The organism is Streptomyces sp. NPDC049954 (assembly GCF_040656295.1).
In the GTDB taxonomy this organism is placed as follows: Bacteria; Actinomycetota; Actinomycetes; order Streptomycetales; family Streptomycetaceae; genus Streptomyces.
Genome location: NZ_JBFALS010000008.1, coordinates 214,501 through 231,696 on the forward strand (window position 1 = coordinate 214,501; position 17,196 = coordinate 231,696).

Consider the following 17,196-nt stretch of genomic DNA (forward strand, 5'->3'; position numbering starts at 1 on the left):
GCTGACATGCGCATCCTCGTCACTGGCGCCACCGGCGTCGTCGGCACCGAGGTCCTCGCCCGGCTGCGGGCCCATCCCCTGTGCCGCCACGGCCGGGTGACCGGCGTCGCCCGGCGCGCGGCCCCGGACGTCGTGTCCTGGGACATGGGGGCCGCGCCCGCTCCGGCCGGCCTCGCGGGCCCGTGGGACGTCATCGTGCACACGGCGGCCTCCACCCGCTGGACGCTGACCAGACCGCAGGCGCGGCAGGCGAACCTGCTGCCGCTGCGGGCCGTGCTCGCGCTCGCCGGGCGCGGCACCCATCTCGTGCACGTCTCGACAGCGTACGTGGACGGGGCGCGGGCCCCCGAGGACCTGCGCGGCACGGAGTTCGAGGGGTACCGCAACGGCTACGAGTGGTCGAAGGCCCGCTGCGAGGAGGTCGTCAGGAACGAGCACCGCGGGCCGCTCACGGTGGTGCGGCCGCCGCTGATCGTCGGCCGGAGCGGCACCGGCGAGATCGCCCGTTTCTCGGGCCCCTACACCCTGCTCCAGGCACTCGTCTCGGGCCTCGCCGCCGTCGTCGTCGGCGATCCGGAGGGCTACGCGGAGATCGGCCCGGTCGACGAGGTCGCGCGGGCCGTGGTGGACGCCGCCCTGAGCGCCCCGCCGCTGCTGGCCCGCACGGAGGTCGTCGCGGGCGGCCGCCAGTGCCTGCGGCTGTCCGGACTGCTCGACGTGGTGTGCACGACCCTGAACGAGTTCCGCGCCGCCCACGGAGCGCCCCCGGTGCCCCGCCCGCCCATCGTCCCCACCGAGACGTGGAACCGCTTCTTCCTACCGCTGGCGGAGCAGTACCTGTCGCCGCTCCAGCAGCAGGCCGTCCGCCTCCTGGCCATGTTCCAGAGCTACACCAGCATGAGCGCGCCCTTCGAGCCGACCCGTCAGGTCGAGGACCCGGCGGCGGTCATGGCGGCCTCGGTGCGGCACTGGGCGCGGAGCAGGCCGCGACTGGCACTGGCCCGGCCCACCCCGTGGACGCTTCTGGGTGAGTGACCGGAGGTGCCGTCCGGCCCTGGCTCCGTGCCCCGGTCCGCGTCCGCGGCGACCCGCGTGTCCGGGGCACCGGTGGCGGCCGGGTCGCCGCGATACGCCCTGTCTCATACGATACGAGGCGTCCCGCACCAGCGGGACGCGGACCGGCGAGGCAGGAGGTGCCTTCACCATGGACCCCCGGATGGACCGCACGCGCAGGCATGTCCTCGCCTGCGCCCGGGAGTTGCTGGCCGACCGGGGGGCGGCGGGTGTCACCTTCACGACGGTCGCCCGGACGGCGCGAGTCTCCCGCAACACCCTGTACCGGCACTGGTCCACCCGGGAGCAGCTGCTCGTCGACGTGACCTTGATGCAGTACGAGGAGGAGACGCGGAGCCGGGCGCCGAGGGGACCGGAGGAGTTCCTGCACACGGTGCGCGACAGCCTCGGTTCGGCCGGGGGCGCCGCCGCGCTCGCGAGCCTGATCGCCCGGGCCGGGCACGATCAGGTGAGCGCGGACGTCCTGCGCCAGGTCGCCGGCCTGCGCCAGAGCATCCTGGCCGAGGCGGTCGGACCGGTCTCCGACGCCGAGTTCGCCTCCCTGGTGGGCCCGCTCTTCTACCAGGCCCTCATCGCCCGCCGCCCGGTGGACGACGCCTTCCTCGCCGACCTCGCGCACGCTTTCACCGAGCGCCGCGAAGGCCGGTCCTGAGCCGCATGCGAGAGTGACCGGGCAGCGGCTCCGTGGGCCGCGTGAGGGTCCCGGCAGCGCGTTGACGTCTCCGGTGGCGAGGGACGACCCCGCGACTTCCTAGGGTGCCGGGACGCAGCAGTCGAAGGCGAAGGCGAGCTGAGCGAGCTGGAAGCCGGCGCCCGCCCGGTGGAAGTCGACGCAGTGGCCGGCGGAGCGGACGAGGCGCGCGTCGACGTGCGGAGCGGCGCGGAAGGCGGCGCCGAACTCCTCGACCTGCCGGGTGTCGGTCAGCCACAGCCGGTCGAACTCGCCCTGCCTGCTGTGCACGGGAACGGTGACCTGGGCGGCGACCGAGCGGACCCGCTGCGGCCACGAGGTGTTGATGTCGATGAGTTCGGCGGGCGGGGTCGGCGCGTCCGAGCGGTGACTGGCCTGCGGCATGTGCGCCTCGTACGTCCCCGGCGGGCCGAACATCACGGCGTCCTTGATCTGCTGCGGCATCCGGGCCGGGGTGTCCGGCAGCTCGCCGAACGCGGCCAGTTGCTCCTTCGGGACCTGGAGCAGGCAGCCGGAGACGGCGATGCCGAGCAGCGGCCAGGACGGCGTGCGCGCGGCGGTCGCGATGACGACGGCCCCGCCGATCGAGTGCCCGACCAGGACCACGCCCGCAGTTCCCGTGCCGAACCGCACCCAGAGTTCGGCGGCCAGATGGTCGAGGGCTTCGGCATTCTCCAGGATGACGGAGTCGGGCCCGCCCTTGGCGACGGGTGAACTGCCGCCGTACGAGGGGCGGTCGATCGCGATGACGGGGACACCGGCCGCCGCGGCGCGGTCGAGCAGCGAGTGGCCCGGGACGTCGAAGTACGCCGAGGTGTAGGTGCCTCCGTGCACCGCGATGATCAGCGGTGTCCCGGCGGCCGGTTCCCCTTCCCCGGCCTCACGGCGGCGGCCGGTGAAGGACATGCCCTGAGCGGGTCCAGGAGTGCTGACGCTGTGGGTGAAGCGGACCGTGCCCGTCGCCGTCGCCATGGGCCCTCATTTCCTCGGTCGGTGTCCGTCTCCGGCGCGGTGCCGTCCGCCGGTTTCCTCGGTCCGCACACCGTAAGGGCGATATATGATAGCGACAAGGCTCTGTACGAGCTGAATCCTCCGTACGCGTCACGGCCTGCGCGGCGCCGGCTGCTGCGCGGCACGGCGCAGCAGCGGAGCGAGCCGGTGGTCGACGAGCTGCCGCATGACGAGAGCGGTGTGGGTGCGCTCGACCCCGGGTATCGCGAGCACCCGGCCCGCCACGCGGTACAGGTCCTCCGCGTCGGTGGCGACGACGTGCACCAGGAGGTCGCTCGGTCCGCTGAGCCCGTGCACCTCGATGACCTCCGGGACGGCGGCGAGGGCGCTCCCCACCTCGTCGAGCCTGCGCTGCTCGACCTGGGTGGTGATGAACGCGGTGAGCGGGTAGCCGAGCGCGGCCGGGTCGATCGCGCGCTCGAAGGAGTCGATCGCCCCTTCGCGTTCGAGGGCCGCGAGCCGGGACTGCACGGTGTTGCGGCTCAGTCCGCACGCCTCGGCCAGGGCGACGGTGGTGGCGCGCGGATGCTCGGCGAGGGCGAGCAGAAGCCGCGCGTCGGTGGGATCGGTCCGTCCGTTGCTGGGCACCTTGCTCACCTTCCGGGGCTGGGGAGTTCACGGACTGAGCAGTATGCACATATATTCTTCCGGTTGTTGTGCGCCGCCGGAAGCGGTGCTTTTGTCGACGGGTCGACGGCAGGCCACGTGCCGCCGTCCCGAGCCCTGCCCTCCGTGCCCCGCGGGCGCCCTGGGCGTCACCCGCTTCGGGCAGTCGGGTGCGCCGCAGGAGGTGTACCGCCACCACGAGATCGACGCCGCCAGCGTGGTCCGCGCGGCCCTCGGCCTGACGGAGTGAGGCCCCCGCGACGCGTGGGGGGCACCCGGCCGTGGGCTAGATTGGATATATGGCTGACGACACGAAGGCGGCGCGGCGCCAGGGTCTGCGCTCAGTGGCCTCGACCGGGGACTCGGCGGTCGACCGGGTCACCGCCGAGGTACGGCGCGCGGTGCTCCACGGCACCCTCGCGCCCGGGTCGACCTTCTCCATCGCGGAGTTGAGCACCCAGCTGGAGGTCAGCCACATTCCGGTGCGGGAGGCGCTGCGCCGGCTGGAGGCGCAGGGGCTGATCGTCCTGCGCCCGGGGCGCAGCGCGATGGTGAGTCCGCTGCACCGTGACGAACTGCGCGCGATCTACCGGTTGCGTCAGCTGATCGAGCCCGATCTCGCGGCGCGCGCCTGCCCGTTGCTGACCCCGGCCGACCTCGCCCGCGCGGAGTCCCTGCTGGCCGCTTACGGGACGGGGTCGGACAACGCGGACGACCTGTGGTCCACCCACCACGACCTGCACCTGGTCCTGATGCGGCCCGCCGCTTCGGAGTGGGACCTGCGGCTGCTCAACCAGCTGTGGCACGCGTGCGACCGCTACACGCGCATCGTCTTCGACCCGTACGCGGCCAGCTCCCACGACCTCGCCTCGCGCGAAACCGCCCACCGCGGCCTGCTCGCGGCGGCCCGCTCGGGCTCCCCGGCCGAGGCGCGGCTCGCGGTCGCCTCCCACCTCGCGGAGAACGAGGCGGCGACGCTGGAGGCGCTGGCGGTCCTGTCCGCCGGCTCCCGGGGGGAGAAGGCCACCACCCCGAGCGGGACCGCGACCAGGTCCAGGTCCGCGCGGAGCTGAAGCGGCCGGCCGGCAGTTCTCGGCCTTCCCGGTACGGGAGGAGATCCCGGACTCCCGCTTGGTTTCTCGTATACAGCTCCTCGCGCGCATGCGCCTCGCGCTCCGGATGACCGAGCCGGTGGCGACAACGCTGAGCCGGTGACGATCGCCCGCCGCCTGTCGCGAGCAGTTCCCGACAGAGCCGCACGCCCGAGCGCGTGCGGCTCATCCACGCCCCCCTGCCATGCCCCCCTGCGTGCTCGGAGATCAGCGCGCGCTGTTGAATAGTCTATGTGGACTGATACAGTTCGACCATGCCGCGTCGCACTCTCGACAACCCCGTCGTCCTCGCCGTCCTGGGCCTCCTGCTGGAACAGCCTTCGCATCCGCACCAGATGCTGGGCGAGCTGCGCCGCCGCAGTGAGCACCACGCCGCGGCGATCAGCCGGGGCACGCTCTACAACACCGTGGCGGCGCTGGTCGAGGCGGGCTGGGTGGCCGAGCAGGGCAGACAGCGCGCCGGGAACCGCCCGGAGCGGACCGTCTACGCCCTCACCCCGGCGGGCCGCACCGAACTCGTCCGGCGCCTCGACGTCCAGATCCGTACGCCCGAGCGGGACTTTCCGCAGTTCCTGGGCGCGGTCACCTATCTGGGGGCCCTGGGCCCCGAGGGCGCGACGGCGGCCCTGTCCGAACGGGCCCGGCGACTCGGGGAGCGGACGGCCGGCGACGAGGAGCGACTCGCCGGGGCCCTCGCCGCCGGTGTTCCGCGGCTCCACGTCATCGAGGCCGAGTACGCGCTGCGCCTGGCCCGCGCCGAGTGCGAGTGGATCGGCGCGGTCCTCTCGGACATCCGCTCCGGCGCGCTCGCCTGGCCCAAGGCGTCGCAGGACCGCGCACCGGCCGGGGAGTGACCGACTCCGACCGACCTTTCCCGTAGCGGGATGTACCGACCGACAATCCATCGAGAGGCGCCTGCCGCCGGAGGTGTAGCAGCATGACATGGGACACGCGGGACGGACTGCTCTTCGGGATCTACCCGGGTTCGGTCACCGGGGACGACACGGGTGGCCTGGCGCGGGGAGCGCCCGACGACCCGGCGCGGGTGGAGGAGGCGCTCGATCGTCTCCAGGGAGAGCGGGAGCGCCCGTTCCTCGTGCGTGCGTACACCGCTTTCGAGGACTCCACCCGCCTCGGTGCGGCGCACCGGACCGAGACCCCGGCCGACGCCGCCCGGTACGCCCGCGGTGGACGGCGCCTCGACCTCGTCGCGCAGTACCGCTCGGCCTCCGGTGACGTCGACGGGTACTGCGCGTTCCTGTGTGAACTCGTGGAACAGTACGGCGCGGTGACGGACACCCTGCAAGTGGCGGAGGAGCCGAACGTCACGGGCAACCCCACGCTGGACGGGTACTGGCCACGGGTGGCCGAGGCGATCGTGCGGGGTGTGCCGGTCGTCAGGGCGCGCGCCCGCGAACTGGGCCACACCCATCTGCGGGTCGGCTTCAACACCACTGCGCTGTTCGGTCCAGGGGCGTCCTTCGTGAGTGACCTGGCGGCCCTCGGCGGCGAGAGGTTCCGCGCCGATGTGGACTACGTGGGGCTGGACTTCTTCCCGGACGTCTTCCGCCCCGTCGCGGGGCCCGAACTGGCACCGGCCGTCGAGGGGTTGCTGCGTCACCACCGTGATGCGGTGCTGACGCCGGCCGGTCTCGGCGCGGTTCCCCTGCACATCACCGAGCACGGCTGGCCCACCGGCCCCGATCGCTCCCCGGCCCGGCAGGCCGCCGTGGTGGAGACCGTGGTCGAGACGGTGGCCACTCAGGCCCGGGCGCTCCGCCTGAGTGGTTACACCCACTTCGCGCTGCGCGACGCGGACAGCGCACGCCCGGGCCTGTTCCACCGCTTCGGGCTCACGACGGACGACTACACCCCCAAGCCCGCCTTCGAAACGCTGCGGGGGCTCGTGGAGCGGTTCGGCGCCCGGTGAGGGAGAGGGCGTGGAGCAAGCTCACCGCACCGCTGTGGACAGGCCGGGCGGTCTTTGGTCAACTGCGCGGATGACACCATCGATATGGGCGGGTGACCTGGTGCGGCTGCGCGCGGTCGAGCCGGAGGACTGGGTCGCGTTGCGGGGTTTCACCGAGCAGGAGGAGCGCCTCGGAGACCTGGCGCAGCCGCCTCGTTCCGCCGAGAGCCACCGCCGGCGGGTCAAGGAGCAGTCGGTGCCGGAGGACGAGAGCGACCGGTTCGTCCTGGCCGTCGAGGCGGTGGAGAGCGGGGAGATCGTCGGCGCCGTCGGCTCGCACCTCACGGACACGCGGGCGGGCTGGTTCGAGTACGGCGTGTCGATCGGGGCGGAGCACCGGCGCAAGGGGTACGCGGCACAGGCCGCGCTGCTGCTGATGCGTTTCCTGTTCGAGGAGCGGCGCTACCACAAGTGTGTGGCCCGGGTCTTCGCCCACAACGAGGCCTCGCTGAGGCTCCAGCGTCGGCTCGGTTTCGTGGAGGAGGGCCGGCTGCGCGACCAGGTGTTCGTCGCGGGACGCCACCGCGACCTCGTCGTCCTGGGCCTGCTCGCCGAGGAGTACACGCGCCTGCACACGCTGGACGGTGCCCGGGAGCTGTGAGGCGGCGAGGCCCCCGCAGGGCTACGGCCGTCAGGGCCGAAGGTGGCGCAGGGTGAACTCCGGTGTGGCGAAGGCGCCGCCCTGGGGCGCCGAGGGGTCGACGGGGGCCTGCGCGCCCGGAATCTGCTCGGCGTACGCCTCCGCGTCGTCGACGGGCGTGTAGTCCAGCTCCTGCCTGCCGGGCAGCGTCCAGAAGCGCCGGGTGTTCGCGGAGACGGCGTACACCGTGGCGAAGCGGGTGGTGGCCGGGGCGCTCAGCGCGGCGCGGAAGTAGCCGAGCGCGTCGCGCGGGCTGAGCCAGGTCGACAGGTGGCGCGGCTCGCGGGGAGCCTGCTCGTAGCTGCCGATCCGCAGACAGATCACCGACAGCCCGAACTTGTCGGCGTACAGCCTTCCCAGCGCCTCGACCGCCACCTTGCTCACCCCGTACAGGCTGTCCGGCCGCGGTGGCTCCCCCGGCCCGGTCAGCTGCCCGGCGGGGTGGAAGCCGGTCAGGCGGTTGCTGCTGGCCAGCACCACGCGGGAGATCCGCCGGCGGCGCGCGGCCTCCAGGACGTGGTGGGTGCCCAGCACGTTGGCGTCCAGCAGGTCGGCCAGGGGCGCCTCGTCGGGCAGCCCGCCGAGGTGGAGTACGCGGTCCACTCCGGTCAGGGCCGACTCGACGGCTGTCTCGTCCCTCAGGTCGACGGTCAGGGTCTCCTCGTTGTCGGCCTCGGGCCGCAGTGGCGTCCGGTCGAGCAGCACCAGCCGGCTCACCTCGGGGCGCAGCGCCCCGCGTACCGCCGTGCCGATCCTGCCCGCCGCACCGGTGACGGCCACCGTTCCCTCGACCACGTCGCTGCTCCCCCGCCGCTGCCGGCACTTGACGGTCAGGGGGCGATCCTGTCACCGGTGGGCGCACCTGTGAAGGCACGGGGCGCGGTGACGCCGCGCATCACCCCCTCGGGGGCATGTCGTCCAACAGTCCGCAGTCCAGGGGTACGGCGTCCGCGGTGTGCAGGCCGCCGCGGCCGGGGCGTGTGCACGACGCCCGTACGGGCGCGGCGGCCTGTCACCCGGGGTTCAGCTGCCCGGGACGGTGTCCTCGAAGGCGGTGCCCGCCGAACGGTAGGCGGCGACCTTCGCCGCCACCTGCTGCGGGGTCAGCACCTGGTCCTTGACGTGCAGGACGTAGTCCACCTTCTGGTCGTAGGCGCGCGGGGTCGTGGAGGTCTGACCCGCCAGGTCGATCAGCCACTGGTTGAAGTTGATGGACATCGGCGTCTCGGGCAGGTACTTCGCGTCGTGCTTGCCGAACTCGGTGCCGTCCACGTAGTAGGTGATGGACTGCTTGTCGATGGTGAGGACGAGGTCGTGCCAGCCGGCGTAGGACTGCCGGGACTCGGAGTGCTGGTTGACGGCCTCCCAGGGGTCGGGGCGGTACGTCTCCCAGGAGGTGGTGTACAGGATGTTGGAGGGCTCGCCCCAGCCGCCGTTGGGCAGGTACTCGAAGTCGTACTCGCCGTAGTCGTCGTCCATCGGGGCTTTGAGCGCGTTGATGGTGAAGAAGGTCTGCACGAGGTGGTCGCCGTCCGGGCCGTTCTTCGGGGTGTCCGCGAACTGGACCCGGGCCGCGTAGGTCCCGTCCTTGAACTTCGTGGCCTTGGTGAGGACTTCGGTGTGCTTCGTGGACTCCCCGGTGCCGGCCGTGGAGGTCTCCATGTTCATGATGGTGTTGGTGCCCTCCTTGGCGAAGGTCACCTTCGAGGGGTCCCAGTTCGCTCCGGGCACTCCGGGGCCACCCGAGTTGGAGCGGACGCTCCAGCCGTGCGCGTCGATCTTCGGGTCGTTGTAGGCGGTGTAGGTGAAGTCGTCGAACAGTGCGCCCTGGTCGCCGGTCGGCGGGTCGGTGGGCGGGTCGGTGGGGTCGACCGGTCCGTTGCCCTCGGGGGCGGTGCCCCACACCCGGGTCTGGTCGACGGTCGCGGTGACCTTGTCCCAGTCGGCGTACGAGGTCCGGGCGGCGCTGAACGAGTAGTCGTCCGACTGGTTGAGGGCGCCCCAGTTGGAGCGGTAGAAGCGCAGCTGGATGTCGCCGGTGTCGGCGCCGGGGGCGAGGGTGCCGGCGTTCGCACCGAAGCCGACCTCCAGGTAGCGGTCGGAGTTCGCCGTGGACTTCGACGGGGTGCCGAAGGTGCCGGAGATGTTGGCGCAGCCCTTGACCGCCCAGGAACAGGCGAAGGTGTACGCGGAGCCGCCGTCGGTCTTGAAGTAGTACCGGAACTTGACCTTGCTGAGGGCGATGGGCGTACTGCCGTTGTTGACGACCTTGAACCAGGGTTCGGCCTGGTCCGCCCCGGTCGAGCTCTGGCGGTACTGGATCTTGACGGACTCGCCGGCGGCGTTCGCCGGGAAGACGGTCAGGGCGGTGCAGCCGAGGCCGGTGGCCAGGGCCGCGGCCAGCAGGGTCCTGCCCCTGAAAGTGCGGAGGGTACGAGACGTGCGGGCGGTGCGGGAGGTTCTGAGTGCGGTGCGCATCAGGCGGTTTCCTCTCCGGGTGGGGGTGTTGCCGTTGCCGTCCAGCGACGGCCCCGGACGCCGAGGGCGTCCAGGCGTTCTTGGTGGTGGTCCAGGCGCAGGGCGAAGCCGTCCCAGTCCCGCCGCGCCGACCAGCCTCGTTCCGCGAGGGCGGTCAGGCGCGGGAAGGCCAGGTATTCGAGGTGCGCGGGGGTCGGCGCGTACTCGCTCCACAACTGGGCCTGGACGCCGAGGACATGGCGCGCGGCCGGGGCCTCCCACGACGTGGGGACGGCCTCCGCCTCGTAGACGTCCCGCAGGGTGAGCAGTCCGGGCTGGCCGGGCGGTTCCGCGGGGTGGTCGCTCTGCGGGTAGTCGAAGTAGCTCGTGCGGTAGGGGGCCATGATCACGTCGTGTCCGCGACGGGCGGCGACGTGGCCGTGGTCCGCGTCGCGCCACGGGAGCACGGTGAAGGACTCGGGCAGGTCCTCGCCGGACTCGGTCCAGCCGAGCGGGTGCCGTCCGTGCTCGACGAGGTGGTCGCCCACCTGCCCCATGAACCAGGTGTGCAGGGCTTCGGGCCCGGGCAGGCCCGCCTCGCGTACGCGTTCCAGGGCGCTCGGCGAGGTGTACCACTCGGCTTTCGGGCACTCGTCGCCGCCGAGGTGCACGTACCGCGAGGGGAAGGCGTCCATGACCTCGTCGAGGACGGTGCGGCAGAAGTCGAGGGTCGCGTCGTGGACGCCGAAGACGTTCTCGCACACCCCCCACCGGGTCCACACCTCGTGTCGTACGGAGGGGTGGTTGCCCAGCTCGGGGTAGGCGGCGAGCGCGGCGCGGGCGTGCCCGGGCATCTCGATCTCGGGCACCACGGTGACCCCCCGCGCGGCGGCGTACGCGACCAGGGCGCGCAGTTCCTCGGTGGTGTAGGAGCCGCCGTGCGGGACGCCGTCCCCGGCGCTCTCGGCGCGGTGTCCGCCGATCTCGGTGAGCAGCGGGTAGTCCGCCACGGGCAGGCGCCAGCCCTGGTCGTCGGTGAGGTGCAGTTGGAGGACGTTGAGTTTGTGCAGGGCGAGGAGGTCGGTGAGGTGGTGGAGCCACTCGACGGGCTGGAAGTGACGGGCCACGTCGATCATGAAGCCGCGCCGGGCCAGCCGGGGGGTGTCGGTGATCTGGACGCAGGGCAGTTCCCAGCGGGTGCGCCGTACGGGGGCGGAGCCGAGCGCCGCAGGCGGCAGGAGCTGGCGGATGGTCTGGACCCCGTGCAGCAGTCCGGCCGGGCGGGCGGCGCGCAGGAGCAGGGCGTCGGGTCCGACGGTGAGCCCGTAGCCCTCCTCGCCGAGTCCGCTGAGCGCGGGGTCGAGTGCGAGCACGATCCGGCCGTCGGGCGAGGGGCCGAGGGAGAGTCCGGTGGCGGGGCGCAGCAGGGCGCGCAGCAGGTCGGCGGCTTCCTGTGCTCCGCTGTCCGCGTGGACACGGGTGTGCGGGTCGAGGACGAAGTGGCCGGATCGGCGGCTGACCCGGGTGGGCCGGGGCAGGAGGGCGAGCTGCTGGTGCGGTGGGGGCATGGCGGCGCCTTCGGTCGGCGGGCGGGACGGGTGCCGGGTGGTGGTGCGGGTGGTGTGCGGGGGCGCGCGCGGGCGGCGGCGGGCGGCGGGGAGTGCCCCGCCCGACCGGGGTGCGGCGGCGCGGCGGGTGTGCGCGAGCAGGTGCGGGTGGGGCTCAGCCCTTGACCGCTCCGCCGGTCATGCCGGCGCCGACCCGGCGCTGGAGGACCAGGAACAGGACGAGGACGGGCAGCGCGAACAGGGTCGAGGCGGCCATGGTGGCCCCCCAGTCGGTGCCGAAGACGTTGGAGAACGAGGAGAGCCACACCGGCAGCGTGCGGTCGCCCTGGTTCTTGATGATGAGCATGTTGGCGAAGGCGAACTCGTTCCAGGCGGTGATGAAGCCGAAGAGCGAGGTGGCGAGCAGCCCGGGGGCGAGCAGCGGCAGGGTGACCCGCCGGAAGGCCTGGGTGCGGGTGCAGCCGTCGACCTGTGCGGCCTCCTCCAGCTCGGCGGGGATGCCGGTGAGGAAGGAGCGCAGGGTGACGATGGTGAAGGGCAGGGTGAGCATGAAGTAGACGAGGGTCAGCATCGAGAGCCGGTCGAGCATGCCGAAGTCCCGCGCGATGATGTACATCGGGATCAACAGGGCTTCCCAGGGCGCCACTTGGGCGAGGAAGACCATCAGGATGAACCCGCGCCGGCCGCGCCAGCGCAACCGGGCGACGGCGAAGGCCGCGGCGAGGGCGACGACCAGGGCCAGCAGGACGCAGCTCACCGTCACGATCAGGCTGTTGCGCCAGAACCCCCAGAAGCCCTCGGTGCGCACGGCGTCCGCGAAGTGGTCGAGGGTGAGGTGGGTGGGCAGGAACACCGGGGTGTCGGCCTGGATGTCGGCGGTCGGCTTGAACGCCGTCAGGATCATCCAGTAGACGGGGAAGACGGAGAGCACGAGGACGAGCGCGGCGGCGCAGTGCAGCAGGAGCCGGCGCGGAAGGCGGCCGCGGGGCCGGAGACCGCGCGTGGTGGTGCGCGAGCGGGTGGGGCCGGGTGCGGCGAGCGGGGCGGGGGCGGGGAGGGTCACAGTTCGGCCTCCTGCCGGAACATGCTGCGCAGGTACACGATGAGGACGGCGACCAGGAGCAGCACGGTGATGCTGGAGACGGCGGCGCCGAGGTCGTAGCGGTGCAGGGACTGGGCGATGCGGTAGGCGTAGACGGGCAGGGTGGTGGTGGCACCGTCCGGGCCGCCCTTGCTGATGGCCCAGATCTGGGCGAAGCAGCGGAAGACCCAGATGATTTCGAGGCACACCACGAGGCCGAACACCGGGCGCAGGATCGGCAGGGTCACGGAGCGGAAGACCCGCCAGGGTCCGGCACCGTCCATCCGGGCGGACTCGACGAGTTCGGCGGGGATGGTCAGCAGCGCCGAGTGCAGGGTGATCGCCGCGAAGGGCACGGACTGCCACACGACGAGCAGGACGAGGATGACGAAGGTGGCCCGGCCGTTCGCGAACCAGGAGAAGTCCTGGAAGGAGTCGAAGCCCAGTTGTGTCAGGAGCCAGTTGACGACTCCGAGCCGGGAGGCGAACAGCCACTGGAAGACGGTGGTGGTGGCGATGACGGGGCTGGCCCAGGCGAGGACGAGTCCGCTCAGCACGGCGACGCGCCAGCGTCTGCCGAGCCGTTGCAGCATGAGGGCGACGAGGGTGCCCAGGCCCACGATGAGGACGACGTTGACGGCGGTCCACAGCACCGTGCGCCGGACCACCTCCCAGAACTCGGGATCGCTCAGCACGGAACGGTAGTTGTCGAAGGCGGCCCCCTTGGCGCCGCCCCTGATGAGTTCGCCCATCCCGAAGTGCTGGAAGGAGATGACGAGGTTGCGTACGAGGGGGTAGCCGAGCAGGAGCAGGGCGCCCAGGACGGTGGGCGTGACGAGCAGGTAGGGCCACCAGCCGGCGCCGCGCGGGCGGCGGGGGGTCGTCGCGGTGGGCGCGGGTGCGGCGGCGGACGGCCCCGAGGGGCCGGGCTCCGCCGGTGCGGTCTTCAGGGGTGGCGCGGTGGGCGTGGTCTGGCGGGCCACGGGCTCCTCCTCACGGGGGTCGGCCGGCTGGGGGCGCGGGTCACGGGTTGAGGGTCTTGGTGATGGACTCCGAGGCGGTGCGGGCGGCCTTTTCGGGGTCGGTGCCGGTGAGGACGGCCGTCATGTACTCCTTGATCGGGTTGGTCGCCTCGACGGCGGCCCACTCCGGGGAGTTGGGGGTCGCGTGCCCCTGGGCCGCGCCGGCCGCCATGGCCGCGGTGCCCTCGTCGCCGGCGATGACCTCGGCGAGGGAGGTGCGGTTGGGCACGTAGCTCATGGTCTTGGCCATGTCGCTCTGCCACTTGGTGCCGGCGAGGGCCTTGACCACCTCGTAGGCCGCCTCCGGGTGGGCGGAGGCTTCGGGGACGATGAGGTCGGAGCCGCCGGTGAAGACGGAGCCGGGCTTGTCCGCGGTCTTTCCGGGGATCGGGAAGAAGCCGATCCTCCCCTTGAGCGCGGGGTTGGCCTGCTCGACTATCTTGGCGCCGCCCGGCACCGCGACGACCTGTGCGACGTCGCCCTTGGCGAACACGTCGGCCTGCGGGGGCTTGGCCTCGTCGGAGTCCTTGGGGCCCTTGCCGAGGGCCTGGAGCTCGCGGTACTGCGCCATCCCGGCGAGGGACTCGGGGCTGTCCAGGGTGCCGGCCCACTTGCCGCCGGTCTTCTTCGCGAGGTCGCCGCCCTCGTCCCAGATGAACCCGGCGAGGGTGTACCAGTTCTGACCCGGCAGGTAAATCCCCTGGATCCTGCCCTTGTTGAGCTTCTTGGTGTCGCTGAGCCATTCGTCCCGGGTGGTGGGCGGCTTCGTGATGCCGGCCTTGGCGAAGAGGTCCTTGTTGTAGAGCACCACGCGGTTGGCGGCGTACCAGGGGATGCCGTACTGCTTCCCGTCGATCTTGCCGGGTTCGGCCAGTCCGGGCAGCCAGTCCCCGCCCTTGAGGTCGGACACCCGGTCGCTGAGGTCCGCGACCCCACCGCTCGCCGCGTACTGCGCGACCTGGGTGTTGCCCACCTCGATGACGTCGGGCGCGTCCTTGCTGGCGAGCGCGGCGGTGACCTTCTCGCCGATCCCGTCCCACTCCTGGATCTGCACGTCGATGTCGATGTGGTCGTGCCGCTTCTCGAAGTCCTTGGTGAAGCGGTCGAGGAAGGCGTCGGTGACGCTGTCCTTCATGACCCACACGGTGACCTTCTCCGGGCCGCTCGCACTGTCGGAGTCGTCGTCGGACGAACAGCCGGTCAGCGCGGCGGCGGTCGCGAGGAGAGCGAACGGGCCGGCGAGGAGTCGGATCTTCACGGGGCACTCCACGGAAATAGTTGACCAATTGGCCAACTGGTCAGTTGGCGTTGCTAGAAGGTGGCATAGACCACATCGACCGTCAAGACCCTTGTGCCACAAGCGGTTTCGGGCGAGTTACGAATTCCGGCGCGGACTCGCGCGCCCGGGTACGCTGGCGTCAACTGACCAGTGGTCGACCACTGGTCAGCAGCATGATGAACTAGGCGGCACCAACGGAATCGGTGACGGAGGCGGAACGGCGATGACGAGCAGCTCTTCGGGGGCGGTGCCCAAGCGAGAGAGGGTGCGGGAGTTCCTGCTGTCCCTGATCGAGTCCCGGGGGGCGGGCGAGGCGATCCCCTCGGAGCGCACGCTGAGCGCCGAACTAGGCGTGTCACGGCCCACCCTGCGAGCGGCCGTGGACGAACTGGTGGCGACCGGGGCGCTCGTGCGCGAGCACGGGCGGGGCATGTTCGTGGCCCCGGCGAAGATCACCCAGGAACTGGTGTCGGACGACACGACGCTGTCCGTGCCCGCGGCGCAGGGCACCTGGTCGAGCCGGGTGCTGGAACAGTCCACGATCCAGGCGGGGGCGCGGATCGGCCGCCGGCTGCGGCTGTCCCCGGCGGCGCGGCTGGTCTACATCGCGCGGCTGCGACTGGTGGACGGACTGCCCATGGCGATCGAGCACCTGCACATCCCGCAGGAACTCGTTCCCGGTCTCACACCACCGGAACTGGAGGCGGGAGACCTCTACGAGCATCTGCGGGAGCACCACGACGTCCATGTCCACGAGGCCACGCAGTCGATCGAACCCACCGTGGTGAACGAGGCGGAGGCCGAGGTCCTGGACGTGCCGGTGCTGTCCCCCGCCCTGCTCATCGAACGGCTGACCACCGACTCCTCGGGCCGGCCGGTGGAGTACGTGCACTCCGTGTACCGGGGTGACCGCTACCGCATCGTGTCGCGGCTGGCCCTGGGCACCGGCCCCGGGCAGCGGGCCGCCGCCCGGCCGGGGCACCACCCCGGCATCCCCCCGGGGGACTTCGCACACGGCGACATCATCACCTCGTCCACGGTGGGGGACGTCCAGGACGGGTGAGGGGGCGGTGGGGCTCACCGGCCGGGCGAGCTGTCGCGTCGGCGCTCCGGCCGGAACACGCGTGTCCGGGGTCCGCCGAACGAGGCGAGCGGGCTGTCGCGTGTGCCCGTCGGTCCCCTGGCCGCGCGCTGTCGCGGACTCTCGGCCTCCGGGGGCGGCGCCTCCTCGCGCCGCCCCCGCGCTACGAGGCCGGATGCACCGAAGGCCCGGACGACCGGCGGCAACCGGTGTCCGGCACCCCCGCCGTCCGGCAAGGGCCTCCCACCGAACGGGCGCGACCGCCAACGGGACCCGGCTCCGGATCCGGGATGCGACGGCGCCGACACCAGAAGTTCCGTCCCGGCTGACAGTCGGCCCCGACGTCGCCGGAGTGCCCGCACCGCCCGCACGTGCGCGTACGCGGGACGGGCACCCCGCACCGCCTCACCCCAGCGCCCCCACGACAAGGCGCGCCACCTCGGCCACCAGGGCGTTGTCGCCCTCGGCGTCCGCCGTGTGCCGGGTGGTCAGGACCGTGAGGAGGATCGGTGCCCGCCCGGGCGGGAAGGCGACGCCCGCGTCGTTGCTCGTGCCCCAGTCCCCACTGCCGGTCTTGTCGGCCAGGGCCCAGTCGGCGGGCAGGCCGGCGCGGAACTTGTCGTCGCTGGTGCGGTTGGCCCGCATCCACGCGCCGAGCCGCGCGCGGTCCTCGGGGTCGAGCACCTTGCCGAGCAGCAGCCGGCCGTAGGTCGTGCCGAGGGCGCGTGGGGTCGTGGTGTCGGTGACGCGCCCGGGTTCCGCCGAGTTCAGTTCGGGCTCGTACCGGTCGAGGCGGGTCACCCGGTCCCCCGTGGAGCGGCAGAACCGGGTGACTGCCGCCGGGCCGCCGAGGGCGCGCAGCAACAGGTTCGCCGCCGCGTTGTCGCTGTGGATCAGGGCGGCGGCGCACAGCTGCGCGACGGTCAAGCCCGCGCGCAGGTTCTCCGGGGTGCCCGTGACGGGCGCGTAGCCGGCGGCGTCGACCTCCCGCTGCGTGTAGTGGATCCGCCGCTCCAGGCAGCGGCCGTCGTGGTCGAGGTCGCGCAGGACGGCGCCCACCGCGAGCGTCTTGAACAGGGAGCACATCGGGAACAGTTCGTCGGCCCGGTGGCTCAGGGTCCTGCCGCTCCCGGTGTCGTGGACGTGGACGCCCAGTCGCGCGCAGTGCCCCCGCTCCAGGGCGGCGAAACGGGCCGGCAGGTCCGCGGTCCGGTCCGCACCGGCGGCGCGTTCGCCGCCCCACGCGGCCGGTGCTGCACTCGCGAGCGCGGCGGCCGTCGCCCCGGCGCCCAGGACGAGGACGGACCGGCGTCCGGGCCCCGGCCGGACGGATGTGGGACCGGTGTGGTCCGGGGTGTGGTGGTGCCTCATGGAGTCCTCCCGAGTGCGTGCTCCTGCTGCTGCGGTGCCCCCGTTCTAGTGGCCCGCTCCCCCCACTTCCAGCAGGCCGGTGTCCGGGCCTGGTGGCCCGGCGTGGTGCGGGGCTCCTCCGCTGAGGCTCTCCCGCAGGGGCTTGCACGTGCCGGGAATCTTTGCGACGCTGCTACCGAACGAATGGTCGGTAGACGGTCTGGCCGACGCGCCCGGGCGAGCACGGCACGGCCG

Annotated in this window: 16 protein-coding genes; 7 read left to right on the plus strand and 9 right to left on the minus strand. The window is 72.5% G+C overall.

The genetic code is table 11. The features are described 5' to 3' along the window. Nucleotides 1–6: 6 nt before the first annotated feature. Both AB0J21_RS20400 and AB0J21_RS20405 read left to right on the plus strand, forming a co-directional pair. Nucleotides 7–1,035 (plus strand): SDR family oxidoreductase, encoded by a 1,029-nt coding sequence (locus AB0J21_RS20400; protein WP_363147427.1) that lies wholly within the window; start codon nucleotides 7–9, stop codon nucleotides 1,033–1,035. Nucleotides 1,036–1,204: 169 nt separating this feature from the next. Then, nucleotides 1,205–1,726 (plus strand): helix-turn-helix domain-containing protein, encoded by a 522-nt coding sequence (locus tag AB0J21_RS20405; RefSeq protein WP_363147428.1) that lies wholly within the window; start codon nucleotides 1,205–1,207, stop codon nucleotides 1,724–1,726. 99 nt (nucleotides 1,727–1,825) lie between these two features. On the opposite strand, the gene AB0J21_RS20410 is transcribed toward AB0J21_RS20405, so the two are convergent. Both AB0J21_RS20410 and AB0J21_RS20415 read right to left on the minus strand, forming a co-directional pair. Beyond that, a complete protein-coding gene (locus AB0J21_RS20410) occupies nucleotides 1,826–2,737 on the minus strand; it encodes an alpha/beta hydrolase (protein WP_363147429.1) in 912 nt (303 codons plus the stop codon). Between the two features lie 129 nt (nucleotides 2,738–2,866). Then, entirely contained in the window at nucleotides 2,867–3,364 is a 498-nt protein-coding gene (locus AB0J21_RS20415; protein ID WP_363147430.1) for an Lrp/AsnC family transcriptional regulator, read from the minus strand. A gap of 317 nt (nucleotides 3,365–3,681) precedes the next feature. Here AB0J21_RS20415 and AB0J21_RS20420 point away from each other — a divergent pair, with 317 nt between their 5' ends. The 4 genes from AB0J21_RS20420 (at nucleotide 3,682) to AB0J21_RS20435 (ending at nucleotide 7,064) form a co-directional block, all read left to right on the plus strand. Beyond that, complete coding sequence (locus AB0J21_RS20420) at nucleotides 3,682–4,455, plus strand: GntR family transcriptional regulator (protein WP_363147431.1); 774 nt, start codon at nucleotides 3,682–3,684, stop codon at nucleotides 4,453–4,455. A gap of 293 nt (nucleotides 4,456–4,748) precedes the next feature. Beyond that, nucleotides 4,749–5,348 (plus strand): helix-turn-helix transcriptional regulator, encoded by a 600-nt coding sequence (locus AB0J21_RS20425; protein ID WP_363147432.1) that lies wholly within the window; start codon nucleotides 4,749–4,751, stop codon nucleotides 5,346–5,348. Between the two features lie 83 nt (nucleotides 5,349–5,431). Next, a complete protein-coding gene (locus AB0J21_RS20430) occupies nucleotides 5,432–6,424 on the plus strand; it encodes a hypothetical protein (RefSeq protein ID WP_363147433.1) in 993 nt (330 codons plus the stop codon). A gap of 70 nt (nucleotides 6,425–6,494) precedes the next feature. Next, complete coding sequence (locus tag AB0J21_RS20435; protein WP_363147434.1) at nucleotides 6,495–7,064, plus strand: GNAT family protein; 570 nt, start codon at nucleotides 6,495–6,497, stop codon at nucleotides 7,062–7,064. A 30-nt stretch (nucleotides 7,065–7,094) separates the two neighbouring features. Here the strand turns inward: AB0J21_RS20435 and AB0J21_RS20440 are convergent, their stop codons facing one another. From AB0J21_RS20440 to AB0J21_RS20465, 6 genes are all read right to left on the minus strand, one after another. Continuing rightward, nucleotides 7,095–7,898: an NAD(P)-dependent oxidoreductase gene (locus tag AB0J21_RS20440; protein ID WP_363147435.1), complete on the minus strand. Its 804-nt coding sequence runs from the start codon at nucleotides 7,896–7,898 to the stop codon at nucleotides 7,095–7,097. 228 nt (nucleotides 7,899–8,126) lie between these two features. Continuing rightward, entirely contained in the window at nucleotides 8,127–9,581 is a 1,455-nt protein-coding gene (locus AB0J21_RS20445) for a cellulose binding domain-containing protein (RefSeq protein WP_363147436.1), read from the minus strand. Continuing rightward, nucleotides 9,581–11,128, minus strand: coding sequence for a beta-N-acetylhexosaminidase (locus tag AB0J21_RS20450; protein ID WP_363147437.1), 1,548 nt, complete (start codon nucleotides 11,126–11,128; stop codon nucleotides 9,581–9,583). The genes AB0J21_RS20445 and AB0J21_RS20450 overlap by 1 nt, the downstream gene beginning before the upstream one ends. Nucleotides 11,129–11,282: 154 nt before the next feature. Continuing rightward, nucleotides 11,283–12,191: a carbohydrate ABC transporter permease gene (locus AB0J21_RS20455; protein WP_363147438.1), complete on the minus strand. Its 909-nt coding sequence runs from the start codon at nucleotides 12,189–12,191 to the stop codon at nucleotides 11,283–11,285. Further along, complete coding sequence (locus AB0J21_RS20460) at nucleotides 12,188–13,051, minus strand: sugar ABC transporter permease (RefSeq protein WP_363147634.1); 864 nt, start codon at nucleotides 13,049–13,051, stop codon at nucleotides 12,188–12,190. The genes AB0J21_RS20455 and AB0J21_RS20460 overlap by 4 nt, the downstream gene beginning before the upstream one ends. 181 nt (nucleotides 13,052–13,232) lie before the next feature. Continuing rightward, nucleotides 13,233–14,489 carry an extracellular solute-binding protein gene (locus tag AB0J21_RS20465; RefSeq protein WP_363147439.1) on the minus strand — a complete coding sequence of 419 codons (1,257 nt, stop codon included), beginning with the start codon at nucleotides 14,487–14,489 and terminating at the stop codon, nucleotides 13,233–13,235. A gap of 244 nt (nucleotides 14,490–14,733) precedes the next feature. Here AB0J21_RS20465 and AB0J21_RS20470 point away from each other — a divergent pair, with 244 nt between their 5' ends. Beyond that, the gene (locus tag AB0J21_RS20470) at nucleotides 14,734–15,573 is read left to right on the plus strand and encodes a GntR family transcriptional regulator (protein ID WP_363147440.1); all 840 of its coding nucleotides are present in this window, start codon (nucleotides 14,734–14,736) and stop codon (nucleotides 15,571–15,573) included. Nucleotides 15,574–15,996: 423 nt separating this feature from the next. Here the strand turns inward: AB0J21_RS20470 and bla are convergent, their stop codons facing one another. After that, nucleotides 15,997–16,962 carry a class A beta-lactamase gene (gene bla, locus AB0J21_RS20475; protein WP_363147441.1) on the minus strand — a complete coding sequence of 322 codons (966 nt, stop codon included), beginning with the start codon at nucleotides 16,960–16,962 and terminating at the stop codon, nucleotides 15,997–15,999. Nucleotides 16,963–17,196 lie beyond the last annotated feature (234 nt).